Genomic DNA, 18,928 nt, shown 5'->3' with positions numbered 1-18,928 from the left:
GCAAAGAAAGTAGGTGCCGCCCCGCACAGGGGCAACGCTGGCATACCGCCACGAAAACAAGGAAAGCCCAAAGAGAAACACCAAACCGCCTGGCCACACGGCGACCTAAAGCTAAGGATAATCCTGCATGGCAAGCCAATGCCGAATCATCCGCGCCTGATCCGCATCGAGCGACTTGAGCACCTGCTCGGCGGGCTCCCGCCGCAACGCCTCAACAACAGGCGCAAGCGCAGCGTCGCACAGATGCCAGATGCCAAGCGGCTGGTCCGGGCTCGCGACCACATCCGCTTCGGCAATCATGCCGCCGTCGATCACGGGCGCGCGTCCCACGTTCAACTCGTTGAAATCGGCGCTCACACGAGCAGGCCGGTCGTCGGGCCACGCGCTACGCGTTTGCCAGAAGGGCTGCGTGGTCCAGCGCTGTTCGAGCGCATACACATCGCGCCCGGTGCGCGCGAAGCGCATGAACAACTGCTCAATGCGCTGCTGGTGAAAGCGCAGCGCGAGCGGCGCGCGCTCGGGCCGCGCGAGCAGCGTGTGAATCACGGCGGGCGCCTGCAACGCTGAGGTGAGCGACTGGAACACGCCATTGCCCGCGAGCGGATCGACGGCCATGGCGGCGTCGCCCACGCGCAGCCAGTTGTGGCCGCCGGTACGGCCGCACAGCGTGGCGGTGCTGCTGCGCGCATAGAGGCGCACGTCGTTCGCTGCGTCGCCCGCGAAGAAGTCGCTGGCAAGCGGCGAGTGCCGCATGCGCTCGCAGAACGCGAGCAGTTCATCGCGCTGCGGCAACTCGGGGTTCGTGACATCCAGCGTCAATTGCCAGTAGCAGCGGCCGTTGCCGAGGCGCGCCATCCACGCCCACCCGGCCGGCAGGCTTTCCACCGCAGTGGCCGCCGCGCCCGCGCAGCCCTTCCATACGTTCAGCAGGCTCACGGTTTGCGGGCCGCGCGTAGCGTCGCGCAAGAGCGGTGCGAGGCGGCCACGCGCTTCGACAAGAAAATCCGCGCGCAACGTGAGCGGTCCGTCAGCGGTTTCGATCATGAGGTCGTGCCCCGCGGAAGTGGACTGCAGCGAACGCACATTCGCCTCGATCACGTCCACGCCCGCGCCGCGCACGTCCTCGCGCAAGGCCGCATCGAACACACGCCGGTCGACGAGGAATTCCGCGTCGAGCGTTTGCAGCACGCCGTTCCAGAGTGTGGTGCGCACGCAGGGTCCCTCGCCGCGACTGGCTGCGCGATGCAGGCCCGCACGGCGCAGCGCTTCGATCGCGCGTGCCGATAGGGCTTCGGCAGCATCGAAGCGACGCCAGTCGCTCACCACCTGCACGCGATAGCCGAGCCCCACAAGCGCGCGCGCAACGGCTGACCCTGCTGGCCCCGCGCCGAGCACGACGATGCTGGCGGCATTCATGACGCACTGGCTCGCGAATAGTCACACGCGGACACACTCGCGAACAGGATGGGCGTGGCGGCATGAAGGGGAGGGAAGTAACCGTGCATGCTGTCCCCCGTGAATCATGGCGCATCGCTTCGCGACCCCTGCGCTGCGCTCAAAATGAGTGAGACCTAATCTGGCATAGATGCCGCGATAAAGCTATCCGGTCAAAGGAGGATTTCAGTAGCGGAAATCCCGCATTCGCATGCGCCATGCGTATGAACGATCGTGCGCTGTAATTGCTTTGCGAATAGGCGATGCGTGCCGGATAACGCCATGCATCGATCATCTGTATTCCTCACAAGGATGCTACGCGGCAAAGCGGGGACAGGGCGTGGCGCCGTTAACGAGGTGCGGCTTGAGAAGGGCTTGGAGGAACGCCATTCTGCCATTCGCTCCAATGCGCGACGATGGTCTGCACGAGCGGATGGCCCGCGCGATAGAGGTTTTCCAACGCGGGTGCGAAGCCACCCTGGCTTGCATAGTTCAGTAGATTTGCCGCATTCGATTCACCCGCATACGGACGATCGAAATCCGAGCCTGCGCGCAGCACGGCTACGCGATCGAGGTCCACGCGTTGCGCACGCGCTGCGCGCCTGAGTGCTTCGAACGTGGCGTTGTCCTCCTGCTGCGTCATGCAGTACACGCCTTGTCCGCCGGTCAATTGACGCGTGAACTCGCTTGCCCTCGCGCCGAGCGCCTTGCCCGACCACCAGGTGTCGTCGGCGACCGAATCGCAGCGGATCACGGTGGGCGGCCGGTTCGCGGGTGCATAAGCATATTTCGCGCGCGCGGCCTGAGCCTGCGCGTTATCGGCGAGCGTCACGTCGTGCGAGATGGCCCAGGCGGCCTCGGTCAGCCGCGGGTTCAGGCGGAACACCTCGGTGCGGTAGTCGAGCGCGGGCTTTTCGTCGGGACTTTTCGTATTGATGCCGAGATACCCGGTGCGCCAGTTGCGCGGGCGGCCGTCGCCGTCTATTTCCCACTGCAGGCCGAAATCGACGAGCCAGTCCGACCAGGCCGCCGAGCCGATCGTGCCGTGCTCGGGGTTCACGCCCGCAATGCCCGCGATGAGAAAGTAAGTCTTGCGCAGGTCGAACTGAGGCGCAAAGGCGAGGGCCATGGTCGAGGCAGCAGCGTTCGCGTGGCCCATGCCGGTTGTCATCACGCATACGTCGTCGGTATTGCATTGCACCTTGGGATAGTCGGGCGAGAGGCCCGCGATCGTCACGGACTCCCAGGGACCGAGGCGCTCCAGCCATGTCTTCGCTTCGGGCGCGAACATCGTCACGATCATGACTTTCACGGCACGGCCGTGCGCGGTGGCGCCGCCCTGCGCGAAAGCCGCGGTTGGCGCAGAAAGCGTTCCTGCGTCCTGTTGCGTGGAAAGAGGCTGCAACGCGCAGGCAGCGAGCAACGGCGCGGCGCAGAGCAACGTGAGGCGGGTTCGCATTGTGCAAGTCCTTTGGGTTGTGTGCGTACCGGGCGAATGGTCAGGAAAATACGCTCGACTATGACAGTTCTGCGAAAGCACGGCGCCACGCGCGGCGCATTTTTGCCCGAAATTCCTATACTTCGACTAGCGCGCCCAGCAGGGGCCGCCGCGCCAATACGAAGCGACAGACGAAGCGACAAACCAGGCCACAAACCAAGCGATAAGCGAGGCGACAAGGCCGCGCGGCCCCCCGGCCCGCATGCGGCCGCCACGAGGAGGGAGACATGGGACATTCCGCATCCGCGGGGCACGCGCACGAGCGCCTTGGCGACTCCGGCCCGCATCGCCCGGCGCTTCCCGCGCTCGCTCTCGCCGCGCTCGGCGTGGTCTATGGCGACATCGGCACGAGCCCGCTCTACACGCTCGCCACCGTGTTCGATCCCGCCAACGGCCTCGCGGTCAATGCTTTCAATATCGTAGGCATCGTGTCGCTGATCTTCTGGTCGCTCATGATCGTCGTGTCGCTCAAGTACGTCGCGCTCATCCTGCGCGCGAACAATCACGGCGAGGGCGGCATCATGGCGCTGCTCGCGCTCGCGGCTTCCTCGGTCGCCTCGCGGCCGCATCTGCGTAACACGCTGCTCGTGATCGGCGTGATGGGCGCGGCGCTCTTCTTCGGCGACAGCGTGATCACGCCGGCCATCTCGGTGCTGAGCGCCGTGGAAGGCCTCGAAGTGGCCGAGCCCGCGCTCAAGACCTATGTGATTCCGGTGACGCTTGTGGCGATCGTCGTGCTGTTCCTCACGCAAAAGCACGGCACGGGCGGCATCGGCGCCGTGTTCGGCCCGGTCATGGTGCTCTGGTTCGCCGTGATCGCCGTGGCGGGCGTGGCCAACATCGCCTCAGCGCCGGCGGTGCTGTTCGCGCTCGATCCGCGCGAGGGCCTCGCGTTCTGTCTGCATCACCGCTGGCTCGCCTTTGTCGCGCTGGGCGCGGTCGTGCTCTCGCTCACGGGCGCCGAGGCGCTCTACGCCGACATGGGCCACTTCGGCAAGCAGCCTATTCGCCTCACGTGGTTCGGCATCGTGTTTCCTGCGCTCGCGCTCAACTATCTCGGGCAGGGCGCGCTGCTGCTGGCGAACCCCGGCGCGGTGCAAAGCCCGTTCTACCGGCTCTTCCCGCAATGGTCCATCGTGCCGATGATCGTGCTCGCCACGGTTGCCACCGTCATTGCTTCGCAGGCCGTTATTTCGGGTACCTATTCCATGGCGATGCAGGCCATGCAACTCTCCTTCCTGCCGCGCATGAACATCGTGCACACGTCCGAGCGCGAGATCGGGCAGATCTACGTGCCCGGTATCAACTGGATTCTGCTCGTGGCCGTAGTGGCGGCGGTGGTGGGGTTCCGTTCGTCCACGGCGCTCGGCTCCGCTTACGGCATTGCCGTGACCGGCACGATGCTCATCACGACGTTCCTCACTTTCTTCGTCGTGCGTTACGCGTGGCATTACAACTGGGCGCTGTGCCTGTTCGCCACGGCGTTCTTCTTCGTGATCGACGCCATGTTCTTCTCGGCCAACCTGCTCAAGATCGTGGACGGCGGCTGGTTCCCGCTCGTCATCGGCGCCCTGATGTTCACGATCATGGCGACCTGGGGAAAGGGCTGGGAAATGATGATGGCCGAGGCGCGCGTACGCGCCGGCAAGAAGCCCCTCAAGCCCTATCTTACAACGCTGCTGGAGAGCAACCCCGTGCGCGTGGGCGGCACGGCGATCTTTCTCACGCCGAATGCCAATGCCGTACCGCATGCGCTCGTCAACAATTTGCGGCACAACCGGGTGCTGCACGAACGCGTAGTATTCCTGAGCGTCGTGACAAAAGACGTGCCATGGGTGGCAGAAAGCGAACGCGTGAAGGTCGAACTGCTTTGCCCGGGCTGCTATCACGTCGTCGTCAACTATGGGTTCAAGGACGAAGTGGACCTGCCATGCACGCTTGCCGCGTTCAAGTCCGCGGAGTTGACCTTCGATCTCGACGAAACGTCGTGGTTCCTGAGCCGCGCGGTGGTGGTGCCCAAGCGCGGCCATGGCATGTCGATCTGGCGTGAGCGTCTTTTCGCGGTGATGCTGCACAACGTCGGGAATATCGCGGCGTTCTTCAAGCTGCCGGCCAATCGCGTAATCGAGGTCGGCGCGCGCGTCGAGATCTAGGTCACGTTCGCAAGCTCGTTAGGCAGGTGAACGGGCCCTGGCGCCGTCCCGGCGCGTGCGCGGCGCTTACGGGTTTTCGGCGCGCGACGGTTGCGGTCCTGCCTGCGCGGCCTTGCGAGCCTTCGCCACGTCGGCGGCCGACACGGCCGGCGCGTGATTGCCCCAGCTCGAACGCACGAAGCTCAGCACGTCGGCGATATCGCGGTCGGTGAGGCGCTGCGCGAAGCCGGGCATGGCGTAGTGCGTGGGCGCGGCGTTCGTCCACGGCATCTGGCCGCCCTTGAGCACGATGCGGATCAGCGAGGCCGGATTGTCGCTGTTGACCACCGAGCTTCTGGCGAGCCTCGGGAACGTTGCGTCGTAGCCGGCGCCGGTCGTGCGATGGCAGGCCGCGCAGTTGTCGACGAACGTGAGCGCGCCGTTGCTGCGGTCCGTGCCGGCGCGCAAGGCGGCCGCGGCGCTCGGGTCGGGTCTGAGCGCGTCGCCGTTCGGATCGACGGGAGAGAGCGTCTTGAGGTAGGCCGCAATCGCGCCGAGGTCGGCGTCGCTCATGTACTGCGTGCTGTGCTGGACGACATCGACCATGCCGCCGAACGCTGCCGCATCGTCGGATCGCCCTTGCTTCAGAAACGCCACGATGTCGCTTTCGCTCCACGTGCCGAGGCCGTTCCTCGCGTCACCGCGCAGGTTTTTCGCGAGATAGCCGTCCACCACGCCGCCTGAGAGATAGACGTTCTTGTTGTCGCTCAGCGCCTGCTCCTGGAGGCCAAAACCGCGCGGTGTGTGGCACGCGCCGCAGTGTGCGAGTCCCTCGACCAGATAGCTTCCGCGCAGCGCGGGGTCTGCGCTGGCCGACGCGTTGGCGGTCACCGGCGTGGGGGCGAACATCATGCGCCAGAAGCGCAACGGCCAGCGCATCGAGAGAGGCCAGGGAATGCCTTCTGCGCGATTGGCCTGCTCGACGGGCGCGACCGCATGCGTGAAATACGCATAAAGCGCCTCGATGTCTTCGGGCGTCGTTTTGGCGTACGACACATAAGGCATGGCGGGGTAGAGCGTCGTGCCGCTCCTGGCAATGCCGCGCCGCACCGCGCGATCGAAGTCGCGCAGCGTGTACTCGCCGATGCCGGTGCGCTTGTCGGGCGTGATGTTGGTCGAGTAGATCGTGCCGATGGGCGAGGCAATGCCGACACCGCCCGCGAACGGCTTGCCGCCCTTTGCCGTGTGGCAGGCCGTGCAGTCGGCCACGGTGGCGAGGTAGCGGCCCTTTTCGATCAACGCGGGGAGCGCCGCGTTGGCGCTGGCTTGCTGCGTGGTGGTGCGATCGTCCGCCAGCGCGTGCGAGAACCAGCCGGACAGCGCCAGTGCGGCCCATGCCAGCACGGCACGCGAGTATTTCGTCATCCTCATCAGGGGAATTCCTCCTTACGCCTGAACGAGCGGCGCGGGCTGCTTCAGGTACTGCTCGCGGATCGCTTTCGCCGCGTGATACGCGAGCGCCGCCACGAGCCCGGTCGGGTTATAGCCCATGTTCTGGGGAAACGCCGAAGCGCCCATCACGAACACGTTGTGCACGTCCCAGCTCTGCAGATACTTGTTGACCACGCTCGTTTGCGGCGATGCGCCCATGACGGCGCCGCCGGTCGTGTGTGTCGACTGATAGAGGCGCGTGTCGTAGTGGTCGCCGGGCTTGCGGATCGCGCGGTAATACGCGTCGTGCTTCATGGCCTTCGCCACCTCCTCCACGCGCGTGCCTACGTAGTCGAGCATGCGGTATTCGTTGTCGTGCCAGTCGAACGTCATGCGCAGGAGCGGCAGTCCGTGGGCGTCGCGGTAGGTCGGGTCGAGGTCGAGGTACGCGTCGCGGTACGGCATGACCGAGCCGGAAATGCCGATGCTCAGGAAGCGCTGATACGCATCGACCACGCCGGCCTTCCATTGGCCGCCCCAGGCGGGGGTGCCGGGCACGATGGAGGCCTGGCCAATCGGCCGGCCGCCCGTGCGCGCGTGGCGCACGCTCGCGCCGCCGAGAAAGCCCAGATGACCGTGGTCGAACTGGTCGCCGTTGAGGTCGTCGAGCGCCACCGCGCCCGCGCCCGAGCCGATGAACGGATTGAGCAGGGTTTCTTTGGGCAGCAGCACGTTGACGGCGCCGTTCATCTGGTACGCGTAGTTGCGGCCCACCACGCCTTGACCCGTCGTCGGGTCGTACGGCTTGCCTATGCCCGAGAGCAGCAGCAGGCGCACGTTGTGCATCTGGAACGCTGCGACGATCACGAGGTCGGCCGGTTGTTCGACCTCGCGGCCCTGTGCGTCGACGTAACTCACGCCCACGGCGCGCTCGCGGCTGCTGTCGAGCAGCACCTTCGTCACATATGAATTCGTGCGCAACTCGAAGTTCGGCTTCTTGAGCAAAGCCGGAAGAATGGTGGTCTGCGGCGAGGCCTTCGAGTACATGAAGCAGCCGAAGTCCTCGCAGTAGCCGCAGAAGTTGCACGGGCCGAGCCGCACGCCGTAGGGATTCGTATAGGCCTGCGAAGCGTTTGCGGCAGGCGCCGGGTACGGATTGAAGCCCGCCTCGCGCGCCGCCAGTTCGAACAGTTGCGCGCCGAGCGTGTTCTTGAGCGGCGGCGTTGGGTACTCGCTGCTGCGCGGGCCTTCGAGCGGATTGCCGCCGAACCGGATCTGCCCCTGGAGATTGCCGGCTTTGCCCGAGGTGCCGAACACTTTCTCCGCGAAATCGAAATGCGGTTCGAGTTCGTCGTAGGTCACGCCGAAGTCCTGCACCTGCATGCCTTCCGGGATGAAGCGTTTGCCGTAGCGCGCTTCGTAGGTCGAACGCAGCTGCAGCTCTTCGGGCAGGACGCGGTAGTGCATGCCGTTCCAGTGGAAGCCCGCGCCGCCCACGCCGTTGCCGAGCAGAAAGGAACCATGCTGGCGGTAGGGCACCGCGAGATCGTTCACGCCGTGGCGAATCGTGACCGTTTCGCGCGAAAGGTCCTGAAACAGCTTGCCGCGCACGGCGTATTTGAGTTCGTCGGCGACCTGCGGATATTTCGCGTCGGTGGGCGTGTCGCGCATCGCGCCGCGTTCGAGCGCCACGACCTTCAGGCCGGCTTGCGTGAGTTCCTGGGCGAGAATCGCACCGGTCCAGCCGAACCCGACGATCACGCAATCAACCTTGTTCATTTTGATGGTCATCGATCAGCCTCTGCTTCCGTCGATAGATACCGGGCCATACGGGTACTTCACGCCCGGTTGGTCGATCCAGTCGGCAAAATCGGCGCGGGCGCCGGGAAAGCCGATCGTTTTCCAGCCCGCCATTTTTTTGTTTCCGCCATAAATGGGATCGGCGAAAAAGCCTTCTTTCGTGTTCGCGAGGAGAAAGCCGAAGAACGTGCTGGCTGGAACGGAGTCGAAGTTGGCTTTGCCGTGCTCCATGGTCTGGAGCACGGCCTCCTGTTCGGCGTTGCTCAGGGATACGAATGATTTGCCGCTGTAATGCTGGCGGCACCACGCGTCGCAGGCCTTGATGCCATGCCGGTACACGTCGCGCGGCGCGAGATTCAACTGGTAGCCGAGTTCCGGCGCTTCGCTCACGTGAAACGGCCCCTGCATGTACCAGAGCTTGCCGTGGCCCCATGGCGTTTCCATCTGGCGGTCGATGAATTCCGGCACGCCCGCTTCGAGCGCGCCTGGCCCCAGGTGGTCGGAAGGAATCAGGCGCTCGACGGCGGCTTGCAGAAAGCGCCATTCGTCTGCCGTGAAATAGTCGGGCTGGTAGGGCGGCGGCGCGGCCGCCGACGGCGCGGAGGCCGGCTTGCAGGCGGACTGCGAGAGCGCGGCTCCCGTTGCAAGGGATGCGGTCGGCACGACGGCGAGCATGCGCCGCAGGAATTGGCGGCGCGGATCCTGTTCGGTGGACATAGGCTGTTCCCCTCGATTTGAGGTGAGCGATGGTAGGAGGAACAGATACGTCTTGTTTTCAGGATCGCGTTATCGAGATAAGGCCCTTTCGTTGAGAAAATGCGCTGTTTTTGCGGGACTTTTTGCGTACGCAAGGTCGGTTGCCAATGCGGGCGGTTCAGACTTGCGCTGTGGATGCAAGCGATTCGATTGATGCGTGACAAGTTCCCGTGGCTCCGCGCTTGTCGGGAAGCGGATCGCCTCGTGCAGACCTTCAGCGAAATGCAAAAGAATCAAAACGCAGAGAGCGGCGGCAAACCGAATGGAAATCGGCGTCAGACTGTCGCGCTGACAGAAACTCAGGCGTAGGATGATCGGAATCGCATCGTAGTCATGTGGCAGCGAGCGGGTCGCTAGCGTGTCGCTGCATGACCGAAGGAGGGCATCATGAGACGCCTCTATTTCCTCGCTCCCGACACGACCACGGCGCAGCAGATCGTCGACGATCTGCTGCGCGCGCGCATCACGTGGCGTCATATTCATGTGCTCGCCAATCACAGCGTGGGCCTCGAGCGCTTGCCCGAGGCTTCGCTGCTGCAGCGCAGCGACATCGTGCACGCACTGGAGCGCGGCGTGATGTTCGGCGCTGCGACCGGCGCCGTCGTTGGCCTCGTGGCGCTGATGTTTCCGTTCGAGAACTTCGATATCACGGGCGGCGTGGTCGTTGCGTTGACGATTGCCGGCGCGATATTCGGCGCGTGGGCGGCCGGCATGATTGGCGTGGACGAGCCGAACACGACGCTGACGCGCTTTAACCGTCCGATCGAGGACGGTCAGTTGCTGGTCATGGCCGACGTGCCCGGCTCGCGCGAAGCCGAGATCGAGGCGAGCATCGCCCAGCATGTGCCGCGCGCCGATGTGGAAGGCGCGGAAGCCACGACGCCGATCTTTCCCTGAATGCGCCGGACCGTAAGGCGTGATGCGGCTGCGGCGCGGGCCTGACCGCGTGCGCGCCCCATTTATCAGCGCTGACGCGCCATTTGAGGGCCGTACCGCTCACCGTTTGACAGCCGGGATTGCGCCGCGCTGCCCGTGCGCATTGCCCGCCGTATCGCCAGGCGACTGCCTGCGTCAAAGCCCGGCGCGCCGCGCCGGACACGCCATTCCCCCGCCAAATCCCGCATTTTGACCGGCTTGCGCCCGCGACAAGGCAAAATACGGGTTTTGAGCCCGCGCCGGGCTCGAGTTTCCCCTGCCGGCCGCCTCCTTCCAGGCATCGATCGGGCCTCGTTGCGAGCCCGGCAGGTCGGCTCGCGTTGCCCGCGAGCCCTCAAGCGATATTGGAGTCGTCTACATGCCCGAATCGAATCTGTCTTTCTTCGGCCGCCTTTCGGTCGCGCTGGGATCGTTCTTCGCGATCCTCGGCGACGGCGAACTTGCCGCCAACGTGCGCCGTCTGCGTGAGGGCGGGCTGGCCCCGGCCGCCGCCGCGCCTGTGCCCGCCGCGGCTCCGGTCGCGAAGCCGGCGCCCGCGCCCGCACCCACCGTCATCAAGGAAGCGACGCCCGACGCCGCGTTGCAACTGCTCGGCCTGCTCCAGCGCAACGCGCGCTTCGTCGATTTTGTCGAGGAAGACATTGCCGGTTACGCCGATGCGGATATCGGCGCCGCCGCCCGCATCGTCCACGAAGGCTGCCGCGCCACGCTGCGCGACCACTTCTCGATCCGCCCGGTGCGCAGCGAGTCCGAAGGCTCGCGCGTGACGCTGCCGGCCGGCTTCGACGCCGCCGCCGTGCGCCTCACCGGCAACGTGGTCGGCGAGGCCCCGTTCAGCGGCAGCCTCACGCATCGCGGCTGGCGCGTCGAGGAAGTCAAGCTGCCGCAGCTCGTCAAGACGCACGACGCGCGGATCATCGCGCCGGCGGAGGTGGAGCTGTGAGCGATCCGCGATATTCGATTGGGGTCGATCTGGGCACGACGCATTGCGCGTTGTCCTACGTCGACCTCGCCGCCAGCGATGGCGAAAAGACCCAGCAGGGCGTGCTGAACGTGACCCAGCTTACTGCGCCGGGCACGCTGGAATCGCCCGACCTGCTGCCTTCGTTTCTCTACTTGCCGCATGCGGGCGAGCTGACGCCGGGCGACCTCACGCTGCCGTGGACCACCACACGCGAGTACGCCGTGGGCGAGCTTGCGCGCAGCCGTGGCGCGGGCACGCCGATCCGCCTCGTGTCGAGCGCGAAGAGCTGGTTGTGCCACCCCGGCGTGGATCGCCGCGCGGCCATTCTGCCCAACGACGCGCCGCCTGAAGTCGCGCGTGTGTCGCCGCTCGAAAGCTCGGTGCGCTATCTCACGCACCTGCGCGAGGCATGGGACCACGCGCATCCCGAGGCGCCGTTCGGCGAGCAGGAGATCACCGTCACGATTCCGGCCTCGTTCGACCCCGCCGCGCGCGAACTGACGGCGGAAGCCGCGCAGGCGGCGGGCTACGCGAACATGACGCTGCTGGAGGAGCCGCAAGCCGCGCTCTATAGCTGGATCCAGAAGAGCGGCGGCGCGTGGCGCAAGGAAGTGAAGGTCGGCGACATCATCCTCGTGGTGGATGTGGGCGGCGGCACGACCGACCTTTCGCTGATCGCCGTGGTCGAGCGCGAAGGCAATCTCGAACTGCACCGCGTAGCCGTGGGCGAGCACATTCTGCTCGGCGGCGACAACATGGACCTCGCGCTCGCGCATGTGGTCGCGCGCAAGCTCGCGACCCAGGGCACGCAAGCGGACCCGTGGCAGCTGCGCGCGCTGACCTATGCGTGCCGCTCGGCGAAGGAAACGCTGCTCTCCGACGCTTCCGTCGATACGGTGCCGATCGTCGTGCCGAGCCGCGGCTCGAAGCTGATCGGCGGGTCGATCCGCACGGAACTCACGCGTGACGAACTCACGCAGATCATCCTCGAAGGCTTCTTCCCGCAAGTGGACGCCGCCGCGCGCCCGGCTGTGCGTACGCGCGTGGGTCTCACGCAGCTTGGCCTGCCGTATGCGCAGGACGCGGGCGTGACGCGCCATCTCGCGGCCTTCCTCGGCCGCCAGGTGCAGGCGCTCGCGGAACTCGAAGGCTTTGGCGCGCCGCCTGCGGGCGCCACCTTCCTGCATCCCACCGCGGTGCTCTTCAACGGCGGCGTATTCAAGTCGCCGCTGCTCTCGCAACGCGTGCTCGATATCCTGGGCGGCTGGCTCGCGGCCGAGGGCGCTGCGCCCGCCCGTCTGCTGGGCGGTGCGGATCTCGACCTCGCGGTGGCGCGCGGCGCAGCCTATTACGGCTATGTGAAGCGCGGCAAAGGCGTGCGCATTCGCGGCGGCACGGCGCGCGCGTACTACGTGGCGGTCGAATCGGCCATGCCGGCCGTGCCGGGGCTCGAGCCGCCGGTTTCGGCACTCTGCGTCGCGCCCTTCGGCATGGAAGAGGGCACCGAGGCGGCGCTGCCGCCGCAGGAGTTCGGCCTCGTGGTGGGCGAGCCGGTGCACTTCCGTTTCTTCGGCTCTTCGGTGCGGCGTCATGATCAGGTCGGCACGATGCTCGACTACTGGTCGCCCGAAGAATTGCAGGAACTGGAGGAAATCCAGGCCACGCTGCCGACCGAAGGCCGCACGCCGGGCGAAGTCGTGCCCGTGAAGCTGCACGCGCGCGTGACCGAAGCGGGCACGCTGGAGCTCGAAGCGATGCCGAGCGGCACGAACGAGCGCTGGAAGGTCGAGTTCGACGTGCGTGGCGGAGCAGGCGACTGAGCCCGATGAAGCCATACGTCGTCGGCATCGACCTGGGGACGAGCAATACCGTCGTGGCGTACGTGGAGGCCGGCGGCGACGCGATCCGCGTGTTCGACGTCGAGCAGCTCACCGGCCTCGGAGAAGTGGGCGCGGAAAAGATGTTGCCTTCCGCGCGTTATCACCCGGCGGCGGGCGAACTTGCGGCTGGCGATTTGCGTTTGCCGTGGAGCGCGCCTTCGCAAAGCGATGACGCCGTCGTCGGCCGCCTCGCGCGCACGCTCGGCGCGCAGGTGCCGGGGCGGCTCGTGGCGAGCGCCAAGAGCTGGCTCTCGCACGCGGCGGTGGATCGTCTTGCACCGATCCTGCCGTGGGGCGCGCCCGACGACGTCGCCAAGGTTTCGCCGGTTGCCGCGAGCGCGAGCTATCTCGCGCATGTGCGCGCCGCGTGGAACCATCGTTTCCCGCATGCGCCGCTCGAAGATCAGGACGTCGTGCTGACCGTGCCCGCGTCGTTCGACGACGGCGCGCGCGCGCTCACGCTCGAAGCGGCGCGGCTCGCCAGGCTGCCTGCGCTGCGTCTGCTAGAAGAGCCGCAAGCCGCGTTCTACGACTGGCTGTATCACCATCGCGCGACGCTCGACGCGCAGCTGGGCGCGTCGCGCCTCGTGCTGGTGTGCGACGTGGGCGGCGGCACGACCGACCTCACGCTCATCAAGGTGCAGTTCGAGAACGGCGAGCCGCAGCTCACGCGCATTGGCGTGGGCAATCATCTGATGCTGGGCGGCGACAACATGGACCTCGCGCTCGCGCATCTGGCCGAGAGCCGCCTCGCCAACGCGCAAACGCGGTTGAGCGCGGCGAGCCTCTCGCAACTCGTGGAGCGCTGCCGTGTCGCGAAAGAGCAGCTGCTCGACGCGAGCGCGCCCGAATCGGTGCCGATCACGCTGCTCGGCGCGGGCGCGCGTCTCGTGGGCGGCGCGCGCACCACGCAGCTTGGCCGCGAGGAAGTCGCGCAGATCGTGGTGGACGGCTTTTTCCCGATGGGCGCTGCCGGCGACCTGCCGCGCCGCTCGCGCGCGGCGATCGTCGAGTTCGGCTTGCCCTATGCCGCCGATCCAGCCATCACGCGCCATATCGCGGCATTTTTGCAGCGCTTCGCCGCGCAGTCGCGCGAGGCGCTGGGCGCCGCGTCAGGCGCAGCCAGCGCAGAAAACCCCGCGCTGCCCATGCCCGACGCGCTGCTGCTCAACGGCGGCGTGTTCCGCGCTCGCGCGCTCGCGCAGCGTCTGGCCGATACGCTCGGCGCGTGGCGTGGCGAGGCGCTCAACGTGCTGCAGAACGATCAGCCCGACGTGGCCGTCGCGCGCGGCGCGGTCGCTTATGCGCTCGCACGCGCGGGCCACGCGCCGCGCATTGGCGGCGGCTCGCCGCGCAGTTACTTTCTCGTGCTCGACGAAGGCGCGGGCGCCGATGCCGCACCGCGCGGCGTGTGCGTGCTCCCGCGCGGCACGGAAGAAGGCCACGAACTGCATCTGGACGACCGCACGTTCGCATTGCAGCTCGGCCAGCCGGTGCAGTTCCACCTCGCATCGACGGTGGCCGACACCGCGTGGCAGCCCGGCGAGTTGGCCGATCTGGCTGCGGGCGACTTCGTGCGCCTGCCGCCGCTCGCGACGGTGGTGCCCGCAGGCGGCGATGCGAAGGCGGCGCGCGAGCGCCCCGTCAAACTCACGACCGCGCTGACCGAAGTCGGCACGCTGGAGATGCACTGCATCGCCACCGACGACGCCTCGCAGCGCTGGCTGCTCGAATTCGCGCTGCGCCGCGCGGAGCACGAGAGTGGTGCGGGCACGGCGAACGGCGAGTCACGCCACGCGGGCCTCGACGACGCCATCGAAGCAATCGAACGCGTGTTCGGCGCACGCTCCGTCAAGGTCGACGCGAAGGAAGTGAAGCGCCTGCGCGCGCATCTCGAAGAGCGGCTCGGCCCGCGCCAGAACTGGGACGGCCCGCTGCTGCGCGAGCTGTTCGGCGCGCTCTGGGAGCGCGCGGGCAAGCGCCGGCGCTCCGCCGATCACGAACGCCTGTGGCTGAACCTCGCCGGCTTCAGCTTGCGGCCGGGCTTCGGCTATCCGCTCGACGAATGGCGCGTCGAACAGCTCTGGACGCTCTTCGACGACGGCATCCAGTTTGTCAACGAAGGCCAGGTGTGGTCGGAGTGGTGGACGCTCTGGCGGCGCGCGGCGGGCGGCTTGAACGAGGCGCAGCAGCACGAGGTGCTGGAGGCGATGACGTACCTCGAAGAGGCGGCCGGCTCGAAGCGCCACAAGCTGCCGTTCGACCCCGCGAAGCTGGCCCATGCGGACATGATCCGGCTCTATGCGTCGCTCGAGCAGATTGCGGCCGAGCGCAAGATCGAGATCGGCGAGCGGCTGTTGCAGCGGCTGCAGAAGCCCTCGGAGAATCATCAGACGTGGTGGGCCGTGGGCCGGATCGGCGCGCGCCAGCCGTTCTACGGCAGCGCGCACGGCGTGGTGCCGCCGGAAACCGCCGCGCTTTGGCTCGATGCGATCCTGGCGCTCGACTGGAAAAAGATCGAGCCGGCGATGTTCGCCGCGGCGCAGATCGCGCGCATGACGGGCGACCGCTCGCGCGACCTGCCGCCCGAACTGCGCGAGACGGTGGTGCGTCGCATGGAGTCGGCGAACGCGCCGCCCACGTGGGTGACGATGGTGCGCGAAGTCGTCGCGCTCGACACGGCGGACACGGGCCGGGTGTTCGGCGAGGCGCTGCCGGCGGGGTTGAAGCTGATCGCGGGCTGATTCCACACGCGCGACACCTGGCTTCTGCAAGAAGCGCCGCGCGCGTATGATCGAACGCCTGATTCCAACATGAACCACAGCGTGGTTGATCTGCCCATGAATTCTCCTGCCGATGCTTCCTCGCCGCGCACCTTGCGCGCGCTCTCGCCAATCGAGGCGCGTATCGTCGGCGTGCTGGTCGAAAAGCAGCACACGGTGCCCGACACCTATCCGCTTTCGCTCAACGCGCTCACGCTCGGCTGCAACCAGAAGACCGCGCGCACGCCGGTCATGAACGTGAGCGAAGCCGACGTGCTGGCCGCCATCGAAGACCTCAAGCTGCTGAGCCTCGTGTTCGAAGGCAGCAGCAGCCGCGTGCCGCGCTTCGAGCACAACCTGAACCGCGTGCTCGGCGTGCCGAGCCAGGCCGTGGCGCTCCTCACGGTCCTGCTGCTGCGCGGCGCGCAGACGGCGGCGGAATTGCGCCTGAACTCGTCGCGCCTGCACGGGTTCGCCGATGTGTCGTCGGTCGAAGGCTTCCTGGAAGAACTGGCCGAGCGCGAGCCGCCGCTCGTGGTGAAGCTGCCGCGCGCGCCGGGCGAGCGCGAAAGCCGCTGGATGCATTTGCTGTGCGGCGAAGTGAATACGGCAAGTTTTGCCGTTGCGGCAGCGAGCGCACCCGGGGCTCGCGAGGAAGGCGGCGAGAGCGTCTCGCTCGCGGACTTCGAGGCGGTGCGCGCCGAGCAGCAGCGTCTCGCCGACGAAGTCGCACGCCTGCAAGCGCTCGTGGCACGCATGGCCGCCGAACTGGGGATGTCGCTCGACTGAGCGCCGTCTCACCGCCTCACCGCCGCTACATGGACGCCGCCGCATCCACCGCCCAGCGCCTGCGCCAGGTGCGCGACCTGCCGTGCCCGCGCGGCTTGCCGCTCATCGGCAACCTCCATCAGCTGAATGCGCCGAGGCTCCATCGCGTGCTCGAACACTGGGCGCAGGAACTCGGCACGCCGTATCGCTTCCAGATCTGCGGCACGCCCGTCACGGTATGGAGCGACGCGGAGCTGAGCCAGAGCGTGATGCGCGAGCGTCCACACCGCTACCGGCGTTACGCGTCGCTCGAACCCGTGCTTGCCGAAATCGGCTGCAACGGCGTGTTCTCGGCCGAGGGCGCGGCGTGGCAGCCGCAGCGGCGGCTCGTGATGCAGGCGCTTTCCGTTCCGCACATTCGCGCCTTCTATCCCACACTGCAAGCCATCACGGCGCGGTTGCACGACCGTTGGCGGCGCGCGGCCGAACGAGGCGACGTGGTCGAGATGACCGACGACCTCAAGCGCTACACGGTGGACGTGACGAGCGCGCTCGCGTTCGGCGAGGACCCGCGCACGCTCGAACAGGAGCGCGGCGTGATCCAGGAGCATCTCGCGCAGATCTTCCCGACGCTCATGCATCGCGTGAACGCGCCGTTTCCGTACTGGCGCTACGTGCGCTTGCCGCGCGACCGCCGCACGGACCGGGCGCTGGCCGAAGTGCATCGCACGATACGCGGCATGATGGCGCGCTCGCGCGAGCGCATGCGCGACGAGCCGTCCTCAATCGACCGTGCGCCGCGCCATCTGCTCGAAGCGATGCTTGCGCTGCGCGAGCAGCCAGACTCGGAGCCGGGCTCCGACGTGACCGACGACATCATCGCCGCCAACGTGCTCACGCTCTTGCTGGCGGGCGAGGACACCACGGCCAACGCGCTGGCATGGTCGCTCTACTATCTAGGCGCCGACGAACCGCTGCAGCAGCGCCTCGCCGGCGAGGCGCGCGCGGTGCTGGGCGCACACGATGTGTGTCCGGACTATGGCCTCGTGAAGGACCTCGACCTGTTCGAAGCCGTGTGCAGCGAAACGCTGCGCTTTCGCCCCGTGGCCGCGATCATGGCGTTCGAGCCCGTCGAGAACGTGGAGGTGGGCGGCGTCGCGCTGCCCGCCGGTTCGAAGATGTTCTTCCTCACCCGGCCGCCCATGCTCGACGCGCGCCACTACGCACAGCCCGGGCGCTTCGATCCCGACCGATGGCTGCGCGGCCATGCGGGTGCCGATGCCGATGCCGATGCCCGCGTGCACGATCCGCGCGCATGGGTGCAGTTCGGCGCGGGGCCGCGTGTGTGTCCGGGGCGGCATCTCGCCGCCATGGAAATGCGGCTCGTGCTCTCCATGCTGACCAACCACTTCAAGGTGAGGCTCGCCGTCGATCCCGCGACGATCGAGGAGATCACGGCGTTCGCGATGGTGCCGAACCGCATGCCGGTGCGGCTGGAATGGCGTACGGACGCTAAGGCAGGTTCTCGCGCAGCACGATGCTGAACTGAATCGGCTTCACCGCGTCGAGCGCGTCGCGTTTGGCGGCGACATTGCGAAAGATCTTCAGACAGTTGCCCACCATCGACTGCGGCGTTTGCGTGATGAGCGCGTCCATGGTGCCGTCGATCAGCAGTGCGCGCGTGTCGGGCGTGAGGCCGTGCCCGATGAACAGGATCTTTTGCTCGGACTTCGCCTCGACGATCGCGCGGCCCACGCCGTCCGAGCCGCCGCCGCTGTTGTAGATGCCCGCGAGATCGGGGTGCTGTTCGAGCAGCCGCCGCGTTTGCTCGTAGTTGCGCTCGCTGTCGTCCTGGCCTTCGCGCAGGCCGATCACGCTCACCTGGGGAAACATCGATTCGACGAGATGCAGAAAACCGATCTCCCGTTCCTCATGGCCGCGATAGTTGAGGCTGCCCGCGATCATCGCGATCTTGCCGCTTGGGCGCGGGCCCATGAAGCGGCCGAGCAGCAAACCCGCCGTGCGTCCCGCCGATCGATTGTCGATCCCCACGTAGGCCAGGCGGCGTGCGTTGGAAAGATCGGAAATGAGGGTGATGGCGGGCACGCCCTGGTCGGCAAGCGTGTTCACGGCGTCGCGCACCACGGGATGCTCCAGCGCCATGAATACCACGCCGTCCGAGCGCTGCCCGGCTTGCAGCAGTCGCAGCGCAAGCTCGGTCGGGTTGAAGCTCTCGACATACTGCACGCGGCACTTCATGCCGAGCGCGCTCCATTGCTCGTGAGCGAATTCGATATAGTCGCCGAGCATGCGCAGGTAGCGGTTCGTGCCCGCGGGCAGCAGGAAGGCGATGCGCAGCGGCCGGGCGGACGGCGCTTCGGGCGCGTCCTGCGCGAGCACGTAGCCGAGTTGAGCGGCGGCCTGCAGCACGCGCTGCGCGGTAGCGGCGCGCACGCCCTCGCGGCCGTTGAGCACGCGGTCGACCGTGGCGGTCGAGACGCGCGCCGCCCGCGCCACGTCGGGTATGCGCGCACGTGCCGCGAGCGGCGAAATCGTTTCTGACATGA

The 18,928-nt window shown here is 67.1% G+C and carries 13 protein-coding genes; 7 read left to right on the top strand and 6 right to left on the bottom strand.

Going from position 1 to position 18,928, the window contains the following annotated elements:
* Window positions 1–111: 111 nt before the first annotated feature.
* Both U5A65_RS23050 and U5A65_RS23045 read right to left on the bottom strand, forming a co-directional pair.
* Complete coding sequence (locus U5A65_RS23050; protein ID WP_321947580.1) at window positions 112–1,416, bottom strand: NAD(P)/FAD-dependent oxidoreductase; 1,305 nt, start codon at window positions 1,414–1,416, stop codon at window positions 112–114.
* Between the two features lie 367 nt (window positions 1,417–1,783).
* Entirely contained in the window at window positions 1,784–2,893 is a 1,110-nt protein-coding gene (locus U5A65_RS23045) for a purine nucleoside permease (protein ID WP_321947578.1), read from the bottom strand.
* 266 nt (window positions 2,894–3,159) lie between these two features.
* Between U5A65_RS23045 and U5A65_RS23040 the strand changes: the two genes are divergently transcribed.
* A complete protein-coding gene (locus U5A65_RS23040) occupies window positions 3,160–5,085 on the top strand; it encodes a potassium transporter Kup (protein WP_321910130.1) in 1,926 nt (641 codons plus the stop codon).
* 66 nt (window positions 5,086–5,151) lie between these two features.
* Here the strand turns inward: U5A65_RS23040 and U5A65_RS23035 are convergent, their stop codons facing one another.
* From U5A65_RS23035 to U5A65_RS23025, 3 genes are read right to left on the bottom strand one after another with little or no spacing between them, the layout of a single operon-like run.
* Window positions 5,152–6,495 carry a c-type cytochrome gene (locus U5A65_RS23035; protein ID WP_415765427.1) on the bottom strand — a complete coding sequence of 448 codons (1,344 nt, stop codon included), beginning with the start codon at window positions 6,493–6,495 and terminating at the stop codon, window positions 5,152–5,154.
* Window positions 6,496–6,510: 15 nt separating this feature from the next.
* A complete protein-coding gene (locus tag U5A65_RS23030) occupies window positions 6,511–8,286 on the bottom strand; it encodes a GMC family oxidoreductase (protein ID WP_321947576.1) in 1,776 nt (591 codons plus the stop codon).
* A 3-nt stretch (window positions 8,287–8,289) separates the two neighbouring features.
* A complete protein-coding gene (locus tag U5A65_RS23025; RefSeq protein WP_321947574.1) occupies window positions 8,290–9,012 on the bottom strand; it encodes a gluconate 2-dehydrogenase subunit 3 family protein in 723 nt (240 codons plus the stop codon).
* A gap of 426 nt (window positions 9,013–9,438) precedes the next feature.
* Between U5A65_RS23025 and U5A65_RS23020 the strand changes: the two genes are divergently transcribed.
* The 6 genes from U5A65_RS23020 to U5A65_RS22995 all read left to right on the top strand — a co-directional run bounded on the left by U5A65_RS23020 (window position 9,439) and on the right by U5A65_RS22995 (window position 17,905).
* Complete coding sequence (locus U5A65_RS23020; protein WP_321936552.1) at window positions 9,439–9,948, top strand: DUF1269 domain-containing protein; 510 nt, start codon at window positions 9,439–9,441, stop codon at window positions 9,946–9,948.
* Window positions 9,949–10,345: 397 nt separating this feature from the next.
* The gene (locus U5A65_RS23015) at window positions 10,346–10,930 is read left to right on the top strand and encodes a DUF2760 domain-containing protein (RefSeq protein ID WP_321910124.1); all 585 of its coding nucleotides are present in this window, start codon (window positions 10,346–10,348) and stop codon (window positions 10,928–10,930) included.
* The gene (locus tag U5A65_RS23010; RefSeq protein WP_321947572.1) at window positions 10,927–12,771 is read left to right on the top strand and encodes an Hsp70 family protein; all 1,845 of its coding nucleotides are present in this window, start codon (window positions 10,927–10,929) and stop codon (window positions 12,769–12,771) included. Before U5A65_RS23015 ends, U5A65_RS23010 begins: the two co-directional genes overlap by 4 nt.
* Before the next feature lie 5 nt (window positions 12,772–12,776).
* Window positions 12,777–15,575, top strand: coding sequence for an Hsp70 family protein (locus tag U5A65_RS23005; protein ID WP_321947570.1), 2,799 nt, complete (start codon window positions 12,777–12,779; stop codon window positions 15,573–15,575).
* 96 nt (window positions 15,576–15,671) lie between these two features.
* Window positions 15,672–16,382, top strand: a complete 711-nt coding sequence (locus U5A65_RS23000; RefSeq protein WP_321910117.1) for a YceH family protein — start codon at window positions 15,672–15,674, stop codon at window positions 16,380–16,382.
* Window positions 16,383–16,411: 29 nt separating this feature from the next.
* Complete coding sequence (locus tag U5A65_RS22995; RefSeq protein WP_321947568.1) at window positions 16,412–17,905, top strand: cytochrome P450; 1,494 nt, start codon at window positions 16,412–16,414, stop codon at window positions 17,903–17,905.
* On the opposite strand, the gene U5A65_RS22990 is transcribed toward U5A65_RS22995, so the two are convergent.
* Window positions 17,874–18,926: a LacI family DNA-binding transcriptional regulator gene (locus U5A65_RS22990; RefSeq protein ID WP_321936547.1), complete on the bottom strand. Its 1,053-nt coding sequence runs from the start codon at window positions 18,924–18,926 to the stop codon at window positions 17,874–17,876. The two genes, U5A65_RS22995 and U5A65_RS22990, sit on opposite strands and share 32 nt — an antisense overlap.
* Between the last annotated feature and the right edge of the window lie 2 nt (window positions 18,927–18,928).

Source organism: Paraburkholderia sp. J10-1 (assembly GCF_905220165.1).
Lineage (GTDB): Bacteria > Pseudomonadota > Gammaproteobacteria > Burkholderiales > Burkholderiaceae > Paraburkholderia.
This window is presented reverse-complemented; position numbering and strand designations above follow the sequence as displayed.

Excerpts from the sequence above, each read along its gene's own strand:
- U5A65_RS23000 (WP_321910117.1), top strand. The coding sequence starts at position 15,672 with ATGAATTCTCCTGCCGATGCTTCCTCGCCGCGCACCTTGCGCGCGCTC.
- U5A65_RS23015 (WP_321910124.1), top strand. The coding sequence starts at position 10,346 with ATGCCCGAATCGAATCTGTCTTTCTTCGGCCGCCTTTCGGTCGCGCTG.
- U5A65_RS23045 (WP_321947578.1), bottom strand. The coding sequence starts at position 2,893 with ATGCGAACCCGCCTCACGTTGCTCTGCGCCGCGCCGTTGCTCGCTGCC.
- U5A65_RS23005 (WP_321947570.1), top strand. The coding sequence starts at position 12,777 with ATGAAGCCATACGTCGTCGGCATCGACCTGGGGACGAGCAATACCGTC.
- U5A65_RS22990 (WP_321936547.1), bottom strand. The coding sequence starts at position 18,926 with ATGTCAGAAACGATTTCGCCGCTCGCGGCACGTGCGCGCATACCCGAC.
- U5A65_RS23020 (WP_321936552.1), top strand. The coding sequence starts at position 9,439 with ATGAGACGCCTCTATTTCCTCGCTCCCGACACGACCACGGCGCAGCAG.
- U5A65_RS23035 (WP_415765427.1), bottom strand. The coding sequence starts at position 6,495 with ATGAGGATGACGAAATACTCGCGTGCCGTGCTGGCATGGGCCGCACTG.
- U5A65_RS22995 (WP_321947568.1), top strand. The coding sequence starts at position 16,412 with ATGGACGCCGCCGCATCCACCGCCCAGCGCCTGCGCCAGGTGCGCGAC.
- U5A65_RS23050 (WP_321947580.1), bottom strand. The coding sequence starts at position 1,416 with ATGAATGCCGCCAGCATCGTCGTGCTCGGCGCGGGGCCAGCAGGGTCA.
- U5A65_RS23030 (WP_321947576.1), bottom strand. The coding sequence starts at position 8,286 with ATGACCATCAAAATGAACAAGGTTGATTGCGTGATCGTCGGGTTCGGC.
- U5A65_RS23025 (WP_321947574.1), bottom strand. The coding sequence starts at position 9,012 with ATGTCCACCGAACAGGATCCGCGCCGCCAATTCCTGCGGCGCATGCTC.
- U5A65_RS23040 (WP_321910130.1), top strand. The coding sequence starts at position 3,160 with ATGGGACATTCCGCATCCGCGGGGCACGCGCACGAGCGCCTTGGCGAC.